This is a genomic window from Citreicella sp. C3M06 (assembly GCF_018860705.1).
Classification (GTDB): domain Bacteria; phylum Pseudomonadota; class Alphaproteobacteria; order Rhodobacterales; family Rhodobacteraceae; genus Salipiger.
The window spans coordinates 62,380-78,688 of sequence record NZ_JAHKQA010000004.1 but is presented as its reverse complement, the minus strand read 5'-3'; the positions used below and the strand labels follow the sequence as shown (position 1 = coordinate 78,688).

The following is a 16,309-nucleotide window of genomic DNA, read 5'->3' as shown; positions in this document are numbered from 1 at the left end:
CCGTCAACGGATTCCCCTCATATGCTGACCGTCCACCACATCCCCGCCGCCTTTTCCAACGCCGATTGCGATCGCGCCATCGATCTTGCCCGCGCCGCCCCGAGCAGCGACGCCCGGCTTGTCGGGCGCAACCGCGACCACAACCTGCGCCGCGCCGATCTGGTCTGGATCGACGAACAGCCCGAAGCCGCGTGGATCATGGATCGTATCATCGACATCGTGCGCGAGGCCAATCGCGACGCTTATAGCTTCGATCTCGACGGGTTCGACGAAAGCGCCCAGCTTGCGCGCTATGGCTCCGAACGGCAGGGGCATTTCGACTGGCATTCCGATATCGGAGACGGCCATCTTGCGGCGCGGCGCAAGCTGACGCTGGTGATCCAGCTGTCTGCGGCAAGCGATTATACCGGCGGGCGGCTCGAGGTGATGCCCTCGGCGCAGACCCATCAGGCCCCGACAGATCGGGGCACCGCAACGCTGTTTCCGTCTTACATGTTGCACCGGGTCACGCCGGTGGACAGCGGCGAGCGGCACTCGCTGACGATCTGGGCGCACGGCCCGTCCTTCCGCTAGAACGTTGCAAAACGGATGCCGGGCACCGACTGACGGCGCCCGGCAGAATCTTACAGCATCAGCTGGTAGCTGTGCGGCACATAGTGGAAGCCCTCGCCGCGGGTTTCGGCATAGCCCAGCGCCGGGAACGGCATGTGGTAGCCGATGAACGGCACCTTGTCGGTCGCCAGCATGTCCAGCACCTTGCGCCGGGTTGCCGCCGCCTCTGCCTTGTCGGTGTCAAAGCTGACCTCCCAGTCGGGATAGGCCAGAGACCAGACATAATGGTTCGCCACATCCGCGAACAGCATCAGCTGCTTGCCACCGCTTTCCAGCATGTAGCCCATATGCCCCGGCGTGTGTCCCGGCGTCAGCATGGCCGTCACCCCGGACGCCACCGCAGCGCCATCCCCGACGAACGAGAACCGATCCGCCAGCGGTGCGACCTTGCCGGCGAAGGTCGCGTTGTCGGTGCCCTTCCAATAGTCGAATTCCGCCTGCCCGGTCACGTGCTGCGCATTGGCAAAGGTCGGCCCGTTGCCGTCGGTCAGCCCGCCGACGTGATCGCCGTGCATATGGGTGATGACCATATGCGTCACCTCATCGGCGCTATAGCCCGCGGCCTCGACCGCCGCGACGATGCCTTCGGGGTTCAGCCCGGTGTCGAACAGGATCAGCTCGGCGCCGGTGTTCACCAGCGTCGGGGTAAAGAAGAACTGCGCCTTATCGGTCGGGATGTTCGCCTCGGCCGAGACCTCTTCGAAGGTCGCGTCGTCGACATTGAGACCAAAGATCTCGTGCGGCGCTTCGCGGGTGGCCGTGCCCGCCATCAGCGCGGTGACCTCGAAATCGCCAAGCATGACGCGGTTGACCCGCGGCATCTGTCCGCCCTTCTGAGCGACCTGCGCCGCTGCGCCGGACCCAAGCCCTGCGGCCAGCGGCAACGCCGCCGCGCCCGTCAGCGCTGCGCGCCGAGAGATCTTGAAACCTGTGTTCATTGTGCCGTTCCTCTTGCTGCGACGTTCCATGATGTAGGCAGCCCACGCGACACATCCAGAAACCACAATTCATTCGAAATGAATGCCCCCCGTGACCAAGCAAGCAGCCGCAGGTCAAGGGCCCGTAATCTTTCCCGAAATGTACAATCCTTACTGGCAACGCGCGCTGTCCATCGAATAAGACCTTGGCGGCGCCGGTCTGGCAACTAAACTTCTTGTCAGCCGGCCCCTGCGATGCTCGCCCAAGACGAAGATTGGCAATCTCCTGTCACCAAGGGGCCTGTCACCACGCGCGCTCGCGCGTCTGCAAGTTTCGATGCGGCTCGGCCTTGGCCCTTACACGATGAAACTTGCCCCGCATTGCGCCAGCAGTTCGCGCACATGATCGCCGGTGCACAGCTGCGTTCCGGGGGTTGTCACCGTGGAACTGGCCGCCGCCGCGCCCAGTGCCAGCGCATCCGGCGCGCTCATGCCGCTGGCAAGCCCATAGGCGAAAGCGCCGACAAAGCTGTCTCCGGCGCCCACCGCCGACAGGACCGACACCTTGGCGGCGCTGACCTGTGTCAAGCCTTCGGGCCCTGCCATGACCGACCCGTCCGCGCCGCGCGCAAGGATCACCCGCTCGGCCGCCCCGCGCGCCACCAGCTCGGCGGCGAACTCTGCCGACTCTCGCCGGCTCACCAGCGGGCGACCGGCGAGTTCTTCGGCCTCGGCGCTGTCCATGCGCAGCACGGCGGGCGCGGGGTCGGTCCCTGCGGCAAGATAGGTCAGCGCCTCGCCCGAGGTATCGGCGATCACATAGGCCCCCCGCGCCTTGAGCGCCCGGCACAACTGCGTGGGAAATTCCAGCGGCACCCCCGGCGGCTGGCTGCCGCTCAGCACCACGATGCCGCCCTGCGGAACGGCGGTTGCGATGGCGTGAAGCGACTCTGCCACGTCGGCCTCGGACCAGACCGGGCCGGGCAGCACGAAGCGGAACTGCTCGCCGGTGCTGCGGTCATGCACGGCAAAGCTCTCGCGGGTCTCGCCCGGCGCTTTCATCCGCACCAGCGGCAGGCCCAGCTGCGCCAGCGATTCCTCGAGCCGCATGCCCGACGGCCCGGCCAGCGCGACAAAGGCGCGGGCGCGCCCGCCCAGCTCGGCCACCACGCGGGCGACGTTGATTCCCCCGCCGCCCGGATCGACGTTCATCGCGTCGCAGCGCAGCTTGGGCCCCGCCACCACACGGTCGGTCGAGGTCGACAGATCAAGTGCGGGGTTCAGCGTGACGGTAAGGATGTCGTTCATGGCGATCAATTTCTCCCGGAATGCTGGCAGCATGGCACCCTATGCCCCCAACGCCAAGCGAGGCGAACTGGACAAATCGCCCCGCCTGTGGAATTGCCACACCCGTAAGCAGGAGCTCAGCATGACCGTCACCCGTTTCGCCCCGTCGCCCACTGGCCACATCCATGTCGGCAACCTTCGCACGGCGCTGTTCAACTACCTGATCGCCCGCAAATCCGGCGGCACATTCATCTTGCGCATCGACGACACCGACGCCGAGCGCAGCAAGGAAGAATATGTCGATGGCATCAAGCGCGATCTGGAATGGCTGGGCCTGACCTGGGACAAGACCGAACGGCAGAGCGCCCGGCTGGACCGCTATCTCGACGCTGCCGACAAGCTGCGCGGCATGGAACGGTTCTACGAGGCGTTCGAAACCCCGACAGAGCTGGATCTCAAGCGCAAGAAGCAGCTCAACATGGGCAAACCGCCAGTCTATGACCGCGCGGCGCTGGCGCTAAGCGATGCCGACAAAGAGTCGCTGCGCGCCGAGCGTGGCAATGGCGTGTGGCGCTTCAAGCTGATCCAGGAACGGATCGACTGGACCGACGGCATCCTTGGCGACATTTCCATCGACGCGGCCAGCGTTTCCGACCCGGTGCTGATCCGCGGCGACGGGCAGATCCTGTACACGCTGGCCTCGGTGGTCGATGACATGGATATGGGCGTGACCAATATCGTGCGCGGCTCTGACCATGTTACAAACACCGCGACGCAGATCCAGATCATCGAGGCGCTTGGCGGCACCGCGCCGGGCTTTGCCCACCATTCGCTGCTGACCGGCCCGCAGGGGGAATCGCTGTCCAAGCGGCTTGGCGTGCTGTCGATCCGCGATCTGCGCGAGGCCGGGGTTGAGCCCGAGGCGCTGCTGTCGCTGATGGCGCGGCTGGGCTCGAGCCAGCCGGTCGAGCTGAAGCTGTCGCTGGACGAGATCGCCGAGGGCTTCGAGCTGTCGCAATTCGGCTCGGCCCCGACGAAATTCGACGAACAGGACCTGTACCCGCTGACCGCGCGCAAGCTGCACGAGCTGCCGTTCGAGGCGGTGAAAGACGAGATCGCGGCGCTTGGCGTACCCGAGGCCAAGGCGGCGCTGTTCTGGTCGGTCACCCGTGACAACATCGCCACCCGCAAGGATCTTCCGGGGTGGTGGGCGCTGTTCCGCGACGGGGCAGAGCCGCTGATCGCCGAGGAAGATCGCGATTTCATCGCCGAGGCGATGACGCTGCTGCCCGAAGGTCCGTTCACCCATGAGACATGGGGCACCTTTACCGCCGCGGTCAAAGCGGCGACCGGGCGCAAGGGCAAGGGCTTGTTCATGCCGCTGCGCAAGGCGCTGACCGGCCTTGAACGCGGCCCCGAAATGGCCGACGTCATGCCGCTGCTGGAACAGGTTCCGGCGCGGGCGCTGGCAAAGAGCTAAAGCCGCTGCGCGAGGGTGTCTCGATCCTCGCGCACGGCAAGGTGCTGCTGGGCGTGGCGCAGGGCATAGCCTTGCGCCCGTTTTGCCGCAGCGCCCATTTCATGCCAGTCCGACCGTTCCAGCTGCACCAGCGCATCGATTGCGATGCCAACCACCTGTGGCTGGTCGGCCCCGGCCCGGATCACCGCCATGAAGCCATCCTCGATCAGGTCGGCGGCGCGCAGCTGCGGCACCTCGATGCTGGGATACTCTGGCGGCACCCGCGCTGGCGCGCCGCAATCCCAGATCAGGCGGGTGATGCGGTGAATGGCGTCGATGGCCGTGCCGGGATCGTTGATGCCGGGAGACAGCGCGCGCAGCGCCACCTCGGCCAGCACGACGATGCCATAGCGGGCGTCCTGTTCGGCGGTGCGGATCGCGCCGATGGTGAAACAGGCGCATAGCGCGTCCGGGTCGGCCACGTCTCCCATTGTCCAGCCGATGGGAACCCCCTTGAGAACATTTTCACCCGGCAGCACGGCAAGGGTCAGCGTCGCGCCGGTTTTGGCCAAGATACCGTTTAGCCTGACCATGTCGATAAACTGCACATAGCCGCCCTGCGCCGCGCGCACCGGCGTCGCGCTGTCCGGGATCACCGCGTCCGGCGCCAGCGGCAGCCCGCCAAGCGCCGGGCTCTGCATGGCACGCATCAGTGGCCCGCTGGCGGCAGCCTCGACCTTGCCCAGCGTTTCATCAAGACTGCCAAGCGTGCTCAGATGCGCGATCCAGCGCAGCATCGCCACCACAATGGCCGCGATGACAAGGATCGTCACCCCAAGGATCACCACCGAGGTTTCCGGGGCGTAGAATCCGGCGCGGTACATCACGAGGCCCGTCAGCGAATACAGAAACGCCCCGGTGAACACCGCCAGCACGGTGTGGGTGGTGGTGTCGGACAGGTGCAGCCGGTAAGCGCGCGGTGTCGCCTGACTGGACGCCGCCTGAAAGGCCGAGACCATGACAGACAGCGAAAACGTGGTGACGGTCAGCATGGTGCCAGCCAGAACGTTCAGAATCGGGATCACCGCGTCCGGCTTGATGCGGCCCTGCCAGTTCTTAGGAACCAGCGGCAGGATCTCGGGGGCCAGCCCTGCCATTGCCAGCGCCAGCACCGCGCCGAACAGCACCCGCGCCACAAGGTTGCGCGCCAGCCGTCGCAACAGCATGAGCAGCTTGCTGAGGGTCATGCCGCGATCCTCCGCGAGCCGAGCCGCGCCAGATGCCTGTCGACCACGGCGCGTTCCGGATCGCCCAGCCGCTGCGCGCGCGGATAGCGCGGCGCGGCGCGATCGTCGAGGATCGGGCAGTCCCAGCCATCGGTGGTGGCAAAGAAATGCTCGGCGCCCTCAACGCCGTATTCCAGCAGGTAGCCCTGCACCACCACGTCGAGATAGCTCAGCAGCAGCGGGTGCGCATCGCTTGGGCCGCGCATCCGCTCGGGCGCAATGGCGTAAAGCGCCAGCTCGGCGACGCCGGGTGCCTCGTGGGTGATCTTGAGCCCCGCCCCCAGCCGGTCATAGGCGGCCTCGCGCTCGTCCAGCGCCGCCCAGTCGTCGGCCGGGACATGGGCGATCATCCCGAGCAGGGTGCCATCGGGATCGGGCACGGCGGTCAGAAAGGCCGCCTCGCGCGCGTCGGTGCAGCGCCAGGCCCGGCGCCAGCCATGGGCGGTAGCCGGGTGCAGAGGGGTGAAGTGATGAGTCCCCCGGTTGACCAGAGAGCCGTAGCCGAAAAAGAACGCGCCAGACATGCCTGTATTCCTTGTGCCGGAGGGACGCAGTTTTGATGTATGTCAAAACGCTATTTTGGCGATGCTGTATCTACCCTCTGGCAGAGGGCCATCGAGGATCGGTAAGGTGCGAGTAACCAAGAGAACGAATATTGCCATTCGTGTGCTGATGCATTGCGCGGCCAACCATGGCCGCCTTGTCACCAAATCCGAAATTGCGCAGCGCTGCAATGCGTCGGAGAACCATCTGGCGCAGGTGATCAACCAACTGGCGCAGCTTGGCTACCTGCACACCCGGCGTGGCCGCAACGGCGGGCTGGAACTTGGCCGCCCGGCCGACCAGATCCGCGTCGGAGACGTGTTCCGCGCGCTGGAAGCGCCGGTGCCGTTGGCCGAATGCTTTGCCGATGTCGACAACACCTGCCCGCTGACCGACGCCTGCCGCCTGCGGGTCGCGCTGACCGACGCGGCCAACGCGTTTTACGCGACGCTCGATCCGATCACGCTGGATGCGCTGGTCTGCGACAACGCCCCGCTGATCGATATTCTTGCGCCCGGAACCGGCTGCCGCGGGGCCTCGGCGACAGGCCCCACGCAACATGTGCTTGCGGCCCAGTGAAAATCATAATAGCCTGATTGGCATTCGCGATGGGAGAACCGGCTTTGCCGGTGCCGAAGGAGCAACCGCCCCGGAAACTCTCAGGCTTCAGGACCGTCGCGGGTATCAAGACTCTGGAGAGTGGCGTTCGCGCCCGCCGAAGGGATAACGATCTCAGGCTGACGGACAGAGGGGGCATTTTGTGCGCGTGGGCATGGGGCTTTCGTGCGGGAGATGTCCGGGACGGGGCTTTATCGGATCTTCGCGGGTCTTGCCTCACCTTCCGGCCAAACGGGATGTGAGACGCCTATGGATGATCTGAACCGGACGCCTCTGTTTGATCTGCACCTTGCGCTTGGCGCAAAGATGGTGCCGTTCGCCGGCTACGACATGCCGGTGCAATACCCCCTTGGCGTGATGAAAGAGCATCTGCATTGCCGCGCCACCTGCGGGCTGTTCGATGTCAGCCACATGGGGCAGGTTCTGCTGCGCCCGCTGTCTGGCGATGTCGATGACGCGGCGCTGGCGCTGGAAGCGCTGGTGCCGGTGGATGTGCTGGGGCTGAAGCCGGGGCGGCAGCGCTATGCGCTGTTCACCAATGAAACCGGCGGCATCCTTGACGACCTGATGGTCGCGCGCTGGGACGAGGCGCTGTTCCTCGTGGTCAACGCCGCCTGCAAAGAGGCCGACATTGCGCATCTGCGCGCGCATCTGTCCGACACCTGCGAGATCGAAGTTCAGGATCGCGCCCTGATCGCGCTGCAAGGGCCCGGCGCGGCGCAGGCTCTGTCGCATCTGGTGCCCGGCGTCGAGGACATGCGTTTCATGGACAGCCGCGCCTTTGGCGATCTGTGGATCTCGCGGTCGGGCTATACCGGCGAGGATGGCTACGAAATTTCGCTGCCCGCAGACACCGCCGAAGGCTTTGCGCGGCGGCTGCTCGAGATCGAAGCGGTCGAGCCGATTGGCCTTGGCGCGCGCGATTCGCTGCGGCTTGAGGCGGGGCTGTGCCTTTACGGGCATGACATCGACACCGGCACGACGCCGGTTGCCGGCGGATTGAAATGGGCGATCCAGAAGGCGCGCCGCGCCGGCGGTGCGCGCGAGGGCGGGTTTCCCGGCGCCTCTGTGGTGCTGGCGGAACTGGCCGACGGCGCGCAAACCGCCCGCGTCGGCCTGCGCCCCGAGGGGCGCGCGCCGATGCGCGAAGGAGTTGTGCTTTTCGAGGGCGAAGCCGGCGGCGAGGCGATTGGCCGTGTTACCTCGGGCGGGTTTGGCCCGACGGTGGGCGGACCGGTGGCGATGGGATATGTCCCCGCGGCGCTGGCCACGCCCGGCACGCGGATTTACGGAGAGGTTCGGGGCAAGCGCATGGCCGCAGAGGTCGTGGCGCTGCCCTTTGTCGAACAAGGCTACAAACGCTGACGAAGAAGGAGCCAGCGCGATGATGAAGTTTACCGAGGAACACGAGTGGCTGCGGGTCGAGGACGATCTTGTGGTGGTCGGCATCACCGCCCATGCGGCAGAGCAACTGGGCGACGTCGTGTTCGTCGAGGTGCCGGATGTCGGGGTCACGGTCAGCAAGGATGACGAGGTCGTGGTGATCGAATCGGTGAAGGCCGCATCCGACATTCTGGCCCCGATCGACGGCGAGGTGGTCGAGGTCAACGAGGCCATCGTCGCGGACCCCGGCAAGGTCAACGAAGACCCCGAGGGCGAGGCGTGGTTCTTTAAGCTGCGCGTCGAGGACATGTCGCAGATGGACGATCTGATGGACGAGGCGGCGTACAAGAAGTTCGTCGGCTGACCCCCGACCCGGAGGCCGAGGGGGGCGCTGCCCCCCGCGCGGTGCGCTCCCCCCGGGATATTTGAGGCCAGAAGAAATATGGGGGCCGCGCGGGCGGTGCCCCGGAGAGGTGTGACATGAGCTTTGAGCCGACCGACTACCAGCCCTATGATTTTGCCAACCGGCGGCACATCGGCCCGTCTCTGGCCGAGATGGACGCGATGTGCGAGGTGCTGGGGGTGGCCAGCCTTGATGCGCTGATCGACGAGGCGGTGCCGGCGGGCATCCGGCAAGCCGAGGCGCTGGATTTCGGCCCGGCGCTGTCGGAGCGCGAGATGCTGTGGCGCATGCAGGAGGTGGCCGAGAAGAACCGGGTGCTGACCTCGCTGATCGGCATGGGCTATCATGGCACCATCACCCCGCCCGCGATCCAGCGCAATATCTTTGAAAACCCCGCGTGGTACACCGCCTATACGCCCTATCAGCCCGAGATTTCGCAAGGGCGGCTTGAGGCGCTGCTGAACTATCAGACGATGGTGAGCGATCTGACCGGCCTTGAGGTGGCGAATGCGTCGCTTCTGGACGAGGCGACCGCCTGCGCCGAGGCGATGACCATGGCGAAACGCGTGGCCAAGTCGAAGGCCAAGGCGTTCTTTGTCGACGAGGGCTGCCATCCGCAGAACATCGCGGTGATGAAGACGCGGGCGGCACCGTTGGGGATTGAAGTGATCGTTGGCGCGCCGGAAGATCTTGACGCGTCGGCGGTGTTCGGGGCGGTGTTTCAATATCCGGGCACGCTTGGCGGGCTGCGCGATCTGACGCCTGCCATGGATGCCCTGCACGAGGCCAAGGCCATCGGCATCGTCGCGGCGGATATCATGGCGCTGTGTCTTGTGACCGAGCCGGGCGCGATGGGGGCGGATATCGCCGTTGGCTCGACCCAGCGCTTTGGCGTGCCTTTGGGCTATGGCGGGCCGCACGCGGCCTATATGGCCTGCCGCGATGCGTACAAGCGGGCGATGCCCGGGCGGATCGTCGGGGTGTCGGTGGATGCCTTGGGGAACCGGGCGTACCGACTGGCACTGCAGACCCGCGAGCAGCATATCCGCCGCGAAAAAGCGACATCGAACGTGTGCACCGCGCAGGCCTTGCTGGCGGTGATGGCGGGGTTTTATGCGGTTTTCCATGGGCCCAAGGGGCTCAAAGCCATCGCGCAGCGCATCCATCTCAAGACGGTGCGGCTGGCCGAAGGGCTGACGGCGGCGGGCTATGAGGTTGGCCCGGAGGCGTTTTTCGACACGGTGGTGGTCGAGGTCGGGCTGCTTCAGCGCGGCATTCTGGCGGCGGCGGTGCGCGAGGGCATCAACCTGCGGCGCGTCGGCAAGACGAAGATCGGCATTACCATCGACGAAACGGTGCGCCCCAAGCAGATCGAAGCGGTGTGGCGCGCCTTTGGGCTTGTGCGCGATTATGGCGAGGAGCCAAGCGCCTACCGATTGCCCGAGGCGCTGATCCGGACCAGCGATTACCTCACCCATGAGGTGTTTCAGATGAACCGGGCCGAGACCGAGATGATGCGCTACATGCGCCGTCTGGCGGACCGCGATCTGGCGCTGGATCGAGCGATGATCCCGCTTGGGTCCTGCACCATGAAGCTGAACGCGGCGGCCGAGATGATGCCGGTCAGTTGGAAGGAGTTCGCCGGGCTGCACCCTTATGCGCCGGTCGATCAGGCGGCGGGCTATAGCGAGATGATCGCGGATCTGTCGGCGAAGCTGTGCACGATCACCGGTTACGATGCGTTTTCCATGCAGCCCAATTCCGGGGCGCAGGGGGAATATGCCGGGCTGTTGACCATCGCGGCATGGCAGGCGGCGCGCGGCGAGGGGCAGCGCAATGTCTGCCTGATCCCGGTGAACGCGCATGGCACCAACCCCGCGTCGGCGCAGATGGTCGGCTGGAAGGTTGTGCCGGTGGCCTGCGACGCCAAGGGATCCATCGATCTTGAAGATTTCCGGGCCAAGGCGGAAAAGCATTCGGACGCGCTGGCGGCCTGCATGATCACCTATCCATCGACGCATGGCGTGTTCGAGGAGACGGTGCGCGAGGTCTGCGAGATCACCCACCGGCATGGCGGGCAGGTCTATATCGACGGGGCCAACATGAACGCCATGGTCGGGCTGTCGCGGCCCGGCGATCTTGGCGGGGATGTGTCTCACCTCAACCTGCACAAGACCTTCTGCATTCCGCATGGTGGCGGCGGCCCCGGCATGGGGCCGATCGGGGTGAAATCGCATCTGGTGCCGCATCTGCCCGGCGATCCGGTGACCGGAGAGGGCGCCGTGTCGGCGGCCGCCTTTGGCTCGCCGTCGCTGCTGCCGATCTCGTGGGGCTATATCCTGATGAGCGGCGGCGAGGGGCTGACGCAATCGACGCGGGCCGCGATCCTCAGTGCCAACTACATCGCGGCGCGGCTGAGCGGGGCCTATGAGATCCTGTATACCGCTGAATCGGTCCGGGTGGCGCATGAATGCATTCTGGATGTGCGGCCCTTTGAAAAAAGCGCCGGGGTCACGGTCGAGGATATTGCCAAGCGGTTGATCGACTGCGGGTTCCATGCGCCGACGATGAGCTGGCCGGTGGCGGGAACGCTGATGGTGGAGCCGACGGAAAGCGAGACCAAGGCCGAACTGGACCGGTTCTGCGATGCGATGCTGGCGATCCGCGAGGAGATCCGGGCCATCGAAAGCGGCGACATGGCAGTGGAGCAGAGCGCGCTGCGTCATGCGCCGCATACGATGGAGGATCTGGTGCGCGATTGGGATCGCCCCTATTCGCGCGAACAGGGGTGTTTCCCGCCGGGGGCGTTCCGGGTCGACAAGTACTGGCCGCCGGTGAACCGGGTGGACAATGCCTATGGTGATCGTAACCTTGTCTGCACCTGCCCGCCGATGAGCGCCTATGCCGAGGCGGCGGAGTAAAGACAAGCGCGCCGCCTGCCTGAGCGGTTGCGACAGCGAGGGGCCAGCCCCTCGCGCTCCCCGGAGTTTAGGGGCAAGATGAAGGAGGGGCGCGGGTTTCTGCGCCCCTCTTTCGTTTCAGGTGACGACGCGAAGGGTGAGGTTGATGCGCCCACCTTTGGGCAGCAGCGTCGAGGAGCCGAAGCGGATGCGGTCGACGCCGTGGTGTTTCAGCCGTGCCTCGCCGCCCATGACAACGACATCGCCCGAGTGCAGCCACAGCGATTGTGTCGTGCCTCCGCGCTCGGTGTTGCCCATGCGGAACAGGCCGTCGTCGCCCAGCGAGATCGACAGGACGGGGGCAGAGAAATCGGCTTCGTCCTTGTCCTGGTGCAGGCCCATGCGGGCGCCTTCGCCGTACCAGTTGATCAGGCAGCAATCGGGCGGGCGCGGGAAATCCGCAAGCTCTTGCCAGATGTGCAGGATGCTGTCCGGGATCGGCGGCCAGTCCATACCGTCGGGGTGGCGCGGCTCGTAGCGGTAACCGCGGCGGTCGGTGACCCAACCGAAGCGCCCTGCCGAGGACATGCGCACCGACATCGCCTGTCCGCGCGGTGTCACCGGCTGGTACAGCGGCGCGGCGCGCAGGCAGGCGCGCAGGTCCTCTGCCAGTGCCTCTTGTGTGGGGCGGCCCAGATGGCCCGGATAGATGCGAAAGCCGCGGATGGTCAGTGGATCACTCATGCGCCCATTCCTTTCGCAATCGTTGCGCCGGAGCAAAGAAAATCCCCACATTTGCCGAAATCCGGCGGGACGCGACGCTTGCAGGCTCCAAACCCCCTCCTTATATACACGCGGAAGCCGCGAGGCCCCGGCCAAACGGTTCATCATCTAGCGGGGCTCTGATGCCGTAATCGGGTCATGCTCCTCGCGTCATCGCCTTGAATTGGAAAGGGATCGAACATGGGTAAAGTCATAGGTATCGACCTTGGCACCACCAACTCCTGCGTCGCCATCATGGATGGCAGTCAGGCCCGAGTCATCGAGAACGCGGAAGGTGCCCGTACCACGCCGTCGATCGTCGCCTTCACCGACGACGAGCGGCTTGTCGGCCAGCCGGCCAAGCGCCAGGCGGTCACCAACCCCGAAGCCACCATCTTTGCGGTCAAGCGCCTGATCGGGCGCCGCACAACCGACGCCGAAGTGACGAAGGATCAGGGCATCGTTCCCTATGCCATCGTCGATGGCGGCAATGGCGACGCCTGGGTTGAGGCCAAGGGCACCAAGTATTCGCCCAGCCAGATTTCTGCGTTCATCCTTGGCAAGATGAAGGAAACCGCCGAGTCCTATCTTGGCGAGGAAGTCACGCAGGCGGTCATCACCGTTCCGGCGTATTTCAACGACGCCCAGCGTCAGGCCACCAAGGACGCCGGCAAGATCGCCGGTCTTGAGGTGCTGCGCATCATCAACGAGCCGACCGCCGCCGCGCTGGCCTATGGTCTCGACAAGAAAGAATCGAAGACCATCGCGGTTTATGACCTTGGCGGCGGTACTTTCGACGTGACGATTCTTGAAATCGACGACGGCCTGTTCGAAGTGAAATCGACCAACGGGGACACGTTCCTTGGCGGTGAAGATTTCGACATGCGCATCGTCAACTACCTCGCCGACGAGTTCAAGAAAGAGCACCAAGTCGACCTGACCAAGGACAAGATGGCCCTCCAGCGCCTGAAAGAGGCGGCGGAAAAGGCCAAGATCGAACTGTCCTCCTCCAGCCAGACCGAAATCAACCAGCCCTTCATTTCGATGGGCGCAGGCGGCCAGCCGCTGCACATGGTGATGAAGCTGACCCGCTCGAAGCTGGAACAGCTTGTCGGTGATCTGATCAAGAACTCTCTGAAGCCCTGCGCCGCCGCCCTCAAGGATGCCGGTCTTGGCAAGGAAGAGATCGACGAGGTGGTTCTGGTCGGTGGTATGACCCGGATGCCGAAGGTGGTCGACGAGGTGACCAAGTTCTTCGGCAAGGAGCCGCACAAGGGTGTGAACCCGGATGAAGTGGTCGCCATGGGCGCCGCGATTCAGGCTGGCGTGCTTCAGGGCGACGTCAAGGACGTGGTTCTGCTGGACGTGACCCCGCTGAGCCTTGGCATCGAAACGCTGGGTGGCGTGTTCACCCGCCTGATCGACCGCAACACCACGATCCCGACCAAGAAGAGCCAGATCTTCTCGACCGCCGAGGACAACCAAGGCGCCGTGACGATCCGTGTCTTCCAGGGCGAACGCGAGATGGCGTCCGACAACAAGATGCTGGGCCAGTTCAACCTTGAGAACATTCCGCCCGCTCCGCGCGGCATGCCGCAGATCGAGGTGACCTTCGACATCGACGCCAACGGCATCGTGTCGGTCGGCGCCAAGGACAAGGGCACCGGCAAAGAGCAGCAGATCACCATCCAGGCATCGGGCGGTCTGTCGGACGCTGACATCGACAAGATGGTCAAGGACGCCGAGGCCAACGCCGAGAAGGACAAGGAACGTCGCGAGCTGGTCGAAGCCCGGAACCAGGCCGAAAGCCTGATCCATTCGACTGAGAAATCGGTCGAAGAGCATGGCGACAAGGTCGACCCGACCACCGTCGAGGCGATCGAGCTGGCGATTGCGGCCCTCAAGGACGATCTCGAGAAAGAGGACGTCAAGGCCGACAAGCTCAAGTCCGGCATCCAGAACGTCACCGAGGTTGCGATGCGCCTTGGCGAGGCGATCTACAAGGCGCAGGCCGAAGAGGGTGAGCAGGAAGAGCCGCGAGCGGCGAAATCCGGTGGCGAGGATGACGACACCATCGTCGATGCCGATTTCGAAGATCTCGGCGACGACAAGCGGAGCTGAGCCAGCTCCCGGAACAGATCGGGGGCCGGTCCGGATACCGGGCCGGCCCTCTTCCGTTTCGGAGCAAAAGGAGGACATGAATGTCCAAGCGTGATTATTACGACCTGCTCGGCCTCGCCAAAGGGGCCTCTGCGGACGAAATCAAGAAGGGCTATCGCAAGAAGGCGAAGGAACTTCACCCGGACCGGAACGCCGACAATCCCGACGCGGAAGCCCAGTTCAAGGAAATCAACGAAGCCTATGATGTGCTGAAGGACGCCGACAAGAAGGCGGCCTATGATCGCTATGGCCATGCCGCGTTCGAAGGCGGTATGGGCGGCGGCGGCGGGCGTCCGGGTGGCGGCTTCCACGGACAGGGCGATTTCGCCTCGGCCTTTTCGGATGTGTTCGACGATCTGTTCGGCGACATGATGGGCGGGCGCGGCGGCGGCGGTGGGCGTCAACGCGCCTCGCGCGGGGCCGATCTGCGCTACAACCTGCGCGTGACGCTGGAAGACGCCTTCACGGGGCTGCAAAAGACGATCAACGTTCCGACCTCGGTTCAATGCGGCGAATGCCACGGATCCGGCGCGGAAGGCGGCGCCGAGCCGACCACCTGCCCGACCTGTTCGGGCATGGGCAAGGTGCGGGCAACGCAAGGTTTCTTCACCGTCGAGCGCACCTGTCCGACCTGTTCGGGCCTTGGCCAGATCGTCAAGAATCCCTGCAAGAAATGCGGCGGCGCCGGCACCCAGCGCCGGGAACGCGCGCTGTCGGTGAACATTCCCGCCGGGGTCGAGACCGGCACCCGCATCCGCCTTGCCGGTGAGGGTGAAGCGGGGCTGCGCGGTGGCCCTCCGGGCGATCTGTACATCTTCATCGAGGTGAAACAGCATGAGATCTTCGAACGGGAAGGCCTTGAGCTGCATTGTCGCGTGCCGGTCAGCATGGCGGCGGCGGCGCTTGGCGGCGACATCGAGGTGCCGACCATCGACGGCGGGCGCTCGCGCGTCAAGATCCCGGCGGGCAGCCAGTCGGGCCGTCAGATGCGCCTTCGCGGCAAGGGCATGCCCGCGCTGCGTGGCGGCGCGGCCGGGGATATGTTCATCGAGCTTGCGGTGGAAACGCCGGTCAACCTGACCTCGCGGCAAAAAGAGCTGCTGCGCGAGTTCGAAGACTTGTCCGAAGACAATAACCCGGAATCCCACAGCTTTTTCTCTTCGGTGAAAAGCTTCTGGGAATCGATGAAGGGCTGATCGCACGCACGCCTCCGACCGGCACGCCGATAAGCGGCTGCGTTGGGACAGAGTGACCCATTCACATGGAACACAATGCGAGGGCTCGGGGTTCATCCCCCGAGCCCTTTGCTTTTCGAGAGACCTTTCATGTTCGACTGGATCACCACCCTCATCGAGTCCATGGGCGCGCTTGGCGTCGCCCTGCTGATGTTCCTCGAGAACGTCTTTCCGCCGATTCCATCCGAGCTGATCATGCCGCTTGCGGGGTTCAACGCCGCGCGAGGCACCATGTCGCTGCCGCTGGTGATCGCTGCGGGCAGCGCGGGATCCTTGGCCGGGGCCTATCTGTGGTACTGGATCGGGCGGCGGATCGGCTACGAACGGCTGTGCCGCCTGTCCGAGGCGCATGGCCGCTGGCTGTCGGTCTCGCCGAAGGAATTCGATCAGGCGAACCACTGGTTTTCCCGCCATGGCGGCAGCGCGGTGTTGATCGGGCGGTTGATCCCCACGGTGCGAACCTTCATCTCGGTGCCGGCCGGGGTGCGGCGGATGCATCGCGGCTGGTTCATCGGGCTGAGCACCGTGGGCACCGTGGCCTGGACCACGGTTCTGACCCTTGCAGGCTATTGGCTGGAAGGCGGCTATGACGCGGTGTCGCAATGGCTTGATCCGATTTCGACGCTAGTCGTCGCCGGGCTGATCGGCACCTACCTGTGGCGCGTTGCAACCTACAATCGGCGCGTTGAAAAGCGCGAAGAGACGCAGGACGGTTAACCCTTCGCTAACCAAGGGCAGGCACTC

At 65.1% G+C, this 16,309-nt stretch carries 14 protein-coding genes and 1 riboswitch; of the genes, 9 read left to right on the top strand and 5 right to left on the bottom strand.

Annotated elements, in window-relative coordinates; translation table 11 throughout:
- Window positions 1-21: 21 nt before the first annotated feature.
- Entirely contained in the window at window positions 22-573 is a 552-nt protein-coding gene (locus KO516_RS01015; RefSeq protein ID WP_216001943.1) for a 2OG-Fe(II) oxygenase, read from the top strand.
- 50 nt (window positions 574-623) lie between these two features.
- On the opposite strand, the gene KO516_RS01010 is transcribed toward KO516_RS01015, so the two are convergent.
- On the bottom strand, window positions 624-1,550 hold the full coding sequence (locus KO516_RS01010) for an MBL fold metallo-hydrolase (RefSeq protein ID WP_216001942.1): 927 nt from the start codon (window positions 1,548-1,550) through the stop codon (window positions 624-626).
- A 336-nt stretch (window positions 1,551-1,886) separates the two neighbouring features.
- Complete coding sequence (locus KO516_RS01005) at window positions 1,887-2,837, bottom strand: 1-phosphofructokinase family hexose kinase (protein ID WP_216001941.1); 951 nt, start codon at window positions 2,835-2,837, stop codon at window positions 1,887-1,889.
- 121 nt (window positions 2,838-2,958) lie between these two features.
- On the opposite strand from KO516_RS01005, the gene gltX reads away from it, so the two are divergent.
- Window positions 2,959-4,296 carry a glutamate--tRNA ligase gene (gene gltX, locus KO516_RS01000; RefSeq protein WP_216002082.1) on the top strand — a complete coding sequence of 446 codons (1,338 nt, stop codon included), beginning with the start codon at window positions 2,959-2,961 and terminating at the stop codon, window positions 4,294-4,296.
- Here the strand turns inward: gltX and KO516_RS00995 are convergent.
- Window positions 4,293-5,522: a DUF2254 domain-containing protein gene (locus tag KO516_RS00995; RefSeq protein ID WP_216001940.1), complete on the bottom strand. Its 1,230-nt coding sequence runs from the start codon at window positions 5,520-5,522 to the stop codon at window positions 4,293-4,295. The two genes, gltX and KO516_RS00995, sit on opposite strands and share 4 nt — an antisense overlap.
- Window positions 5,519-6,085, bottom strand: a complete 567-nt coding sequence (locus KO516_RS00990; RefSeq protein ID WP_216001939.1) for a gamma-glutamylcyclotransferase — start codon at window positions 6,083-6,085, stop codon at window positions 5,519-5,521. Before KO516_RS00990 ends, KO516_RS00995 begins: the two co-directional genes overlap by 4 nt.
- Window positions 6,086-6,191: 106 nt before the next feature.
- Here KO516_RS00990 and KO516_RS00985 point away from each other — a divergent pair, with 106 nt between their 5' ends.
- The 4 genes from KO516_RS00985 to gcvP all read left to right on the top strand — a co-directional run bounded on the left by KO516_RS00985 (window position 6,192) and on the right by gcvP (window position 11,429).
- Window positions 6,192-6,683, top strand: a complete 492-nt coding sequence (locus KO516_RS00985) for an Rrf2 family transcriptional regulator (protein ID WP_216001938.1) — start codon at window positions 6,192-6,194, stop codon at window positions 6,681-6,683.
- A 20-nt stretch (window positions 6,684-6,703) separates the two neighbouring features.
- A riboswitch (glycine riboswitch) is annotated at window positions 6,704-6,789 on the top strand.
- Window positions 6,790-6,971: 182 nt separating this feature from the next.
- Window positions 6,972-8,087 carry a glycine cleavage system aminomethyltransferase GcvT gene (gcvT, locus tag KO516_RS00980; RefSeq protein WP_216001937.1) on the top strand — a complete coding sequence of 372 codons (1,116 nt, stop codon included), beginning with the start codon at window positions 6,972-6,974 and terminating at the stop codon, window positions 8,085-8,087.
- Window positions 8,088-8,109: 22 nt separating this feature from the next.
- The gene (gene gcvH, locus KO516_RS00975; RefSeq protein ID WP_216002081.1) at window positions 8,110-8,469 is read left to right on the top strand and encodes a glycine cleavage system protein GcvH; all 360 of its coding nucleotides are present in this window, start codon (window positions 8,110-8,112) and stop codon (window positions 8,467-8,469) included.
- Between the two features lie 116 nt (window positions 8,470-8,585).
- Window positions 8,586-11,429 carry an aminomethyl-transferring glycine dehydrogenase gene (gene gcvP, locus KO516_RS00970; RefSeq protein ID WP_216001936.1) on the top strand — a complete coding sequence of 948 codons (2,844 nt, stop codon included), beginning with the start codon at window positions 8,586-8,588 and terminating at the stop codon, window positions 11,427-11,429.
- 117 nt (window positions 11,430-11,546) lie between these two features.
- Here the strand turns inward: gcvP and KO516_RS00965 are convergent, their stop codons facing one another.
- On the bottom strand, window positions 11,547-12,152 hold the full coding sequence (locus KO516_RS00965) for an alpha-ketoglutarate-dependent dioxygenase AlkB (RefSeq protein ID WP_216001935.1): 606 nt from the start codon (window positions 12,150-12,152) through the stop codon (window positions 11,547-11,549).
- Window positions 12,153-12,371: 219 nt separating this feature from the next.
- Here KO516_RS00965 and dnaK point away from each other — a divergent pair, with 219 nt between their 5' ends.
- From dnaK to KO516_RS00950, 3 genes are all read left to right on the top strand, one after another.
- Window positions 12,372-14,291 carry a molecular chaperone DnaK gene (gene dnaK, locus KO516_RS00960; RefSeq protein WP_216001934.1) on the top strand — a complete coding sequence of 640 codons (1,920 nt, stop codon included), beginning with the start codon at window positions 12,372-12,374 and terminating at the stop codon, window positions 14,289-14,291.
- Window positions 14,292-14,371: 80 nt separating this feature from the next.
- Window positions 14,372-15,526 carry a molecular chaperone DnaJ gene (dnaJ, locus tag KO516_RS00955; RefSeq protein WP_216001933.1) on the top strand — a complete coding sequence of 385 codons (1,155 nt, stop codon included), beginning with the start codon at window positions 14,372-14,374 and terminating at the stop codon, window positions 15,524-15,526.
- Window positions 15,527-15,655: 129 nt separating this feature from the next.
- Window positions 15,656-16,282, top strand: a complete 627-nt coding sequence (locus tag KO516_RS00950) for a DedA family protein (protein ID WP_216001932.1) — start codon at window positions 15,656-15,658, stop codon at window positions 16,280-16,282.
- Window positions 16,283-16,309 lie beyond the last annotated feature (27 nt).

Bases quoted from the DNA above. Each gene is read 5' to 3' on its own strand.
- KO516_RS01015 (WP_216001943.1), top strand. From the start codon at position 22: ATGCTGACCGTCCACCACATCCCCGCCGCCTTTTCCAACGCCGATTGC.
- KO516_RS01010 (WP_216001942.1), bottom strand. From the start codon at position 1,550: ATGAACACAGGTTTCAAGATCTCTCGGCGCGCAGCGCTGACGGGCGCG.
- KO516_RS01005 (WP_216001941.1), bottom strand. From the start codon at position 2,837: ATGAACGACATCCTTACCGTCACGCTGAACCCCGCACTTGATCTGTCG.
- gltX (WP_216002082.1), top strand. From the start codon at position 2,959: ATGACCGTCACCCGTTTCGCCCCGTCGCCCACTGGCCACATCCATGTC.
- KO516_RS00995 (WP_216001940.1), bottom strand. From the start codon at position 5,522: ATGACCCTCAGCAAGCTGCTCATGCTGTTGCGACGGCTGGCGCGCAAC.
- KO516_RS00990 (WP_216001939.1), bottom strand. From the start codon at position 6,085: ATGTCTGGCGCGTTCTTTTTCGGCTACGGCTCTCTGGTCAACCGGGGG.
- gcvT (WP_216001937.1), top strand. From the start codon at position 6,972: ATGGATGATCTGAACCGGACGCCTCTGTTTGATCTGCACCTTGCGCTT.
- gcvH (WP_216002081.1), top strand. From the start codon at position 8,110: ATGAAGTTTACCGAGGAACACGAGTGGCTGCGGGTCGAGGACGATCTT.
- gcvP (WP_216001936.1), top strand. From the start codon at position 8,586: ATGAGCTTTGAGCCGACCGACTACCAGCCCTATGATTTTGCCAACCGG.
- KO516_RS00965 (WP_216001935.1), bottom strand. From the start codon at position 12,152: ATGAGTGATCCACTGACCATCCGCGGCTTTCGCATCTATCCGGGCCAT.
- dnaK (WP_216001934.1), top strand. From the start codon at position 12,372: ATGGGTAAAGTCATAGGTATCGACCTTGGCACCACCAACTCCTGCGTC.
- dnaJ (WP_216001933.1), top strand. From the start codon at position 14,372: ATGTCCAAGCGTGATTATTACGACCTGCTCGGCCTCGCCAAAGGGGCC.
- KO516_RS00950 (WP_216001932.1), top strand. From the start codon at position 15,656: ATGTTCGACTGGATCACCACCCTCATCGAGTCCATGGGCGCGCTTGGC.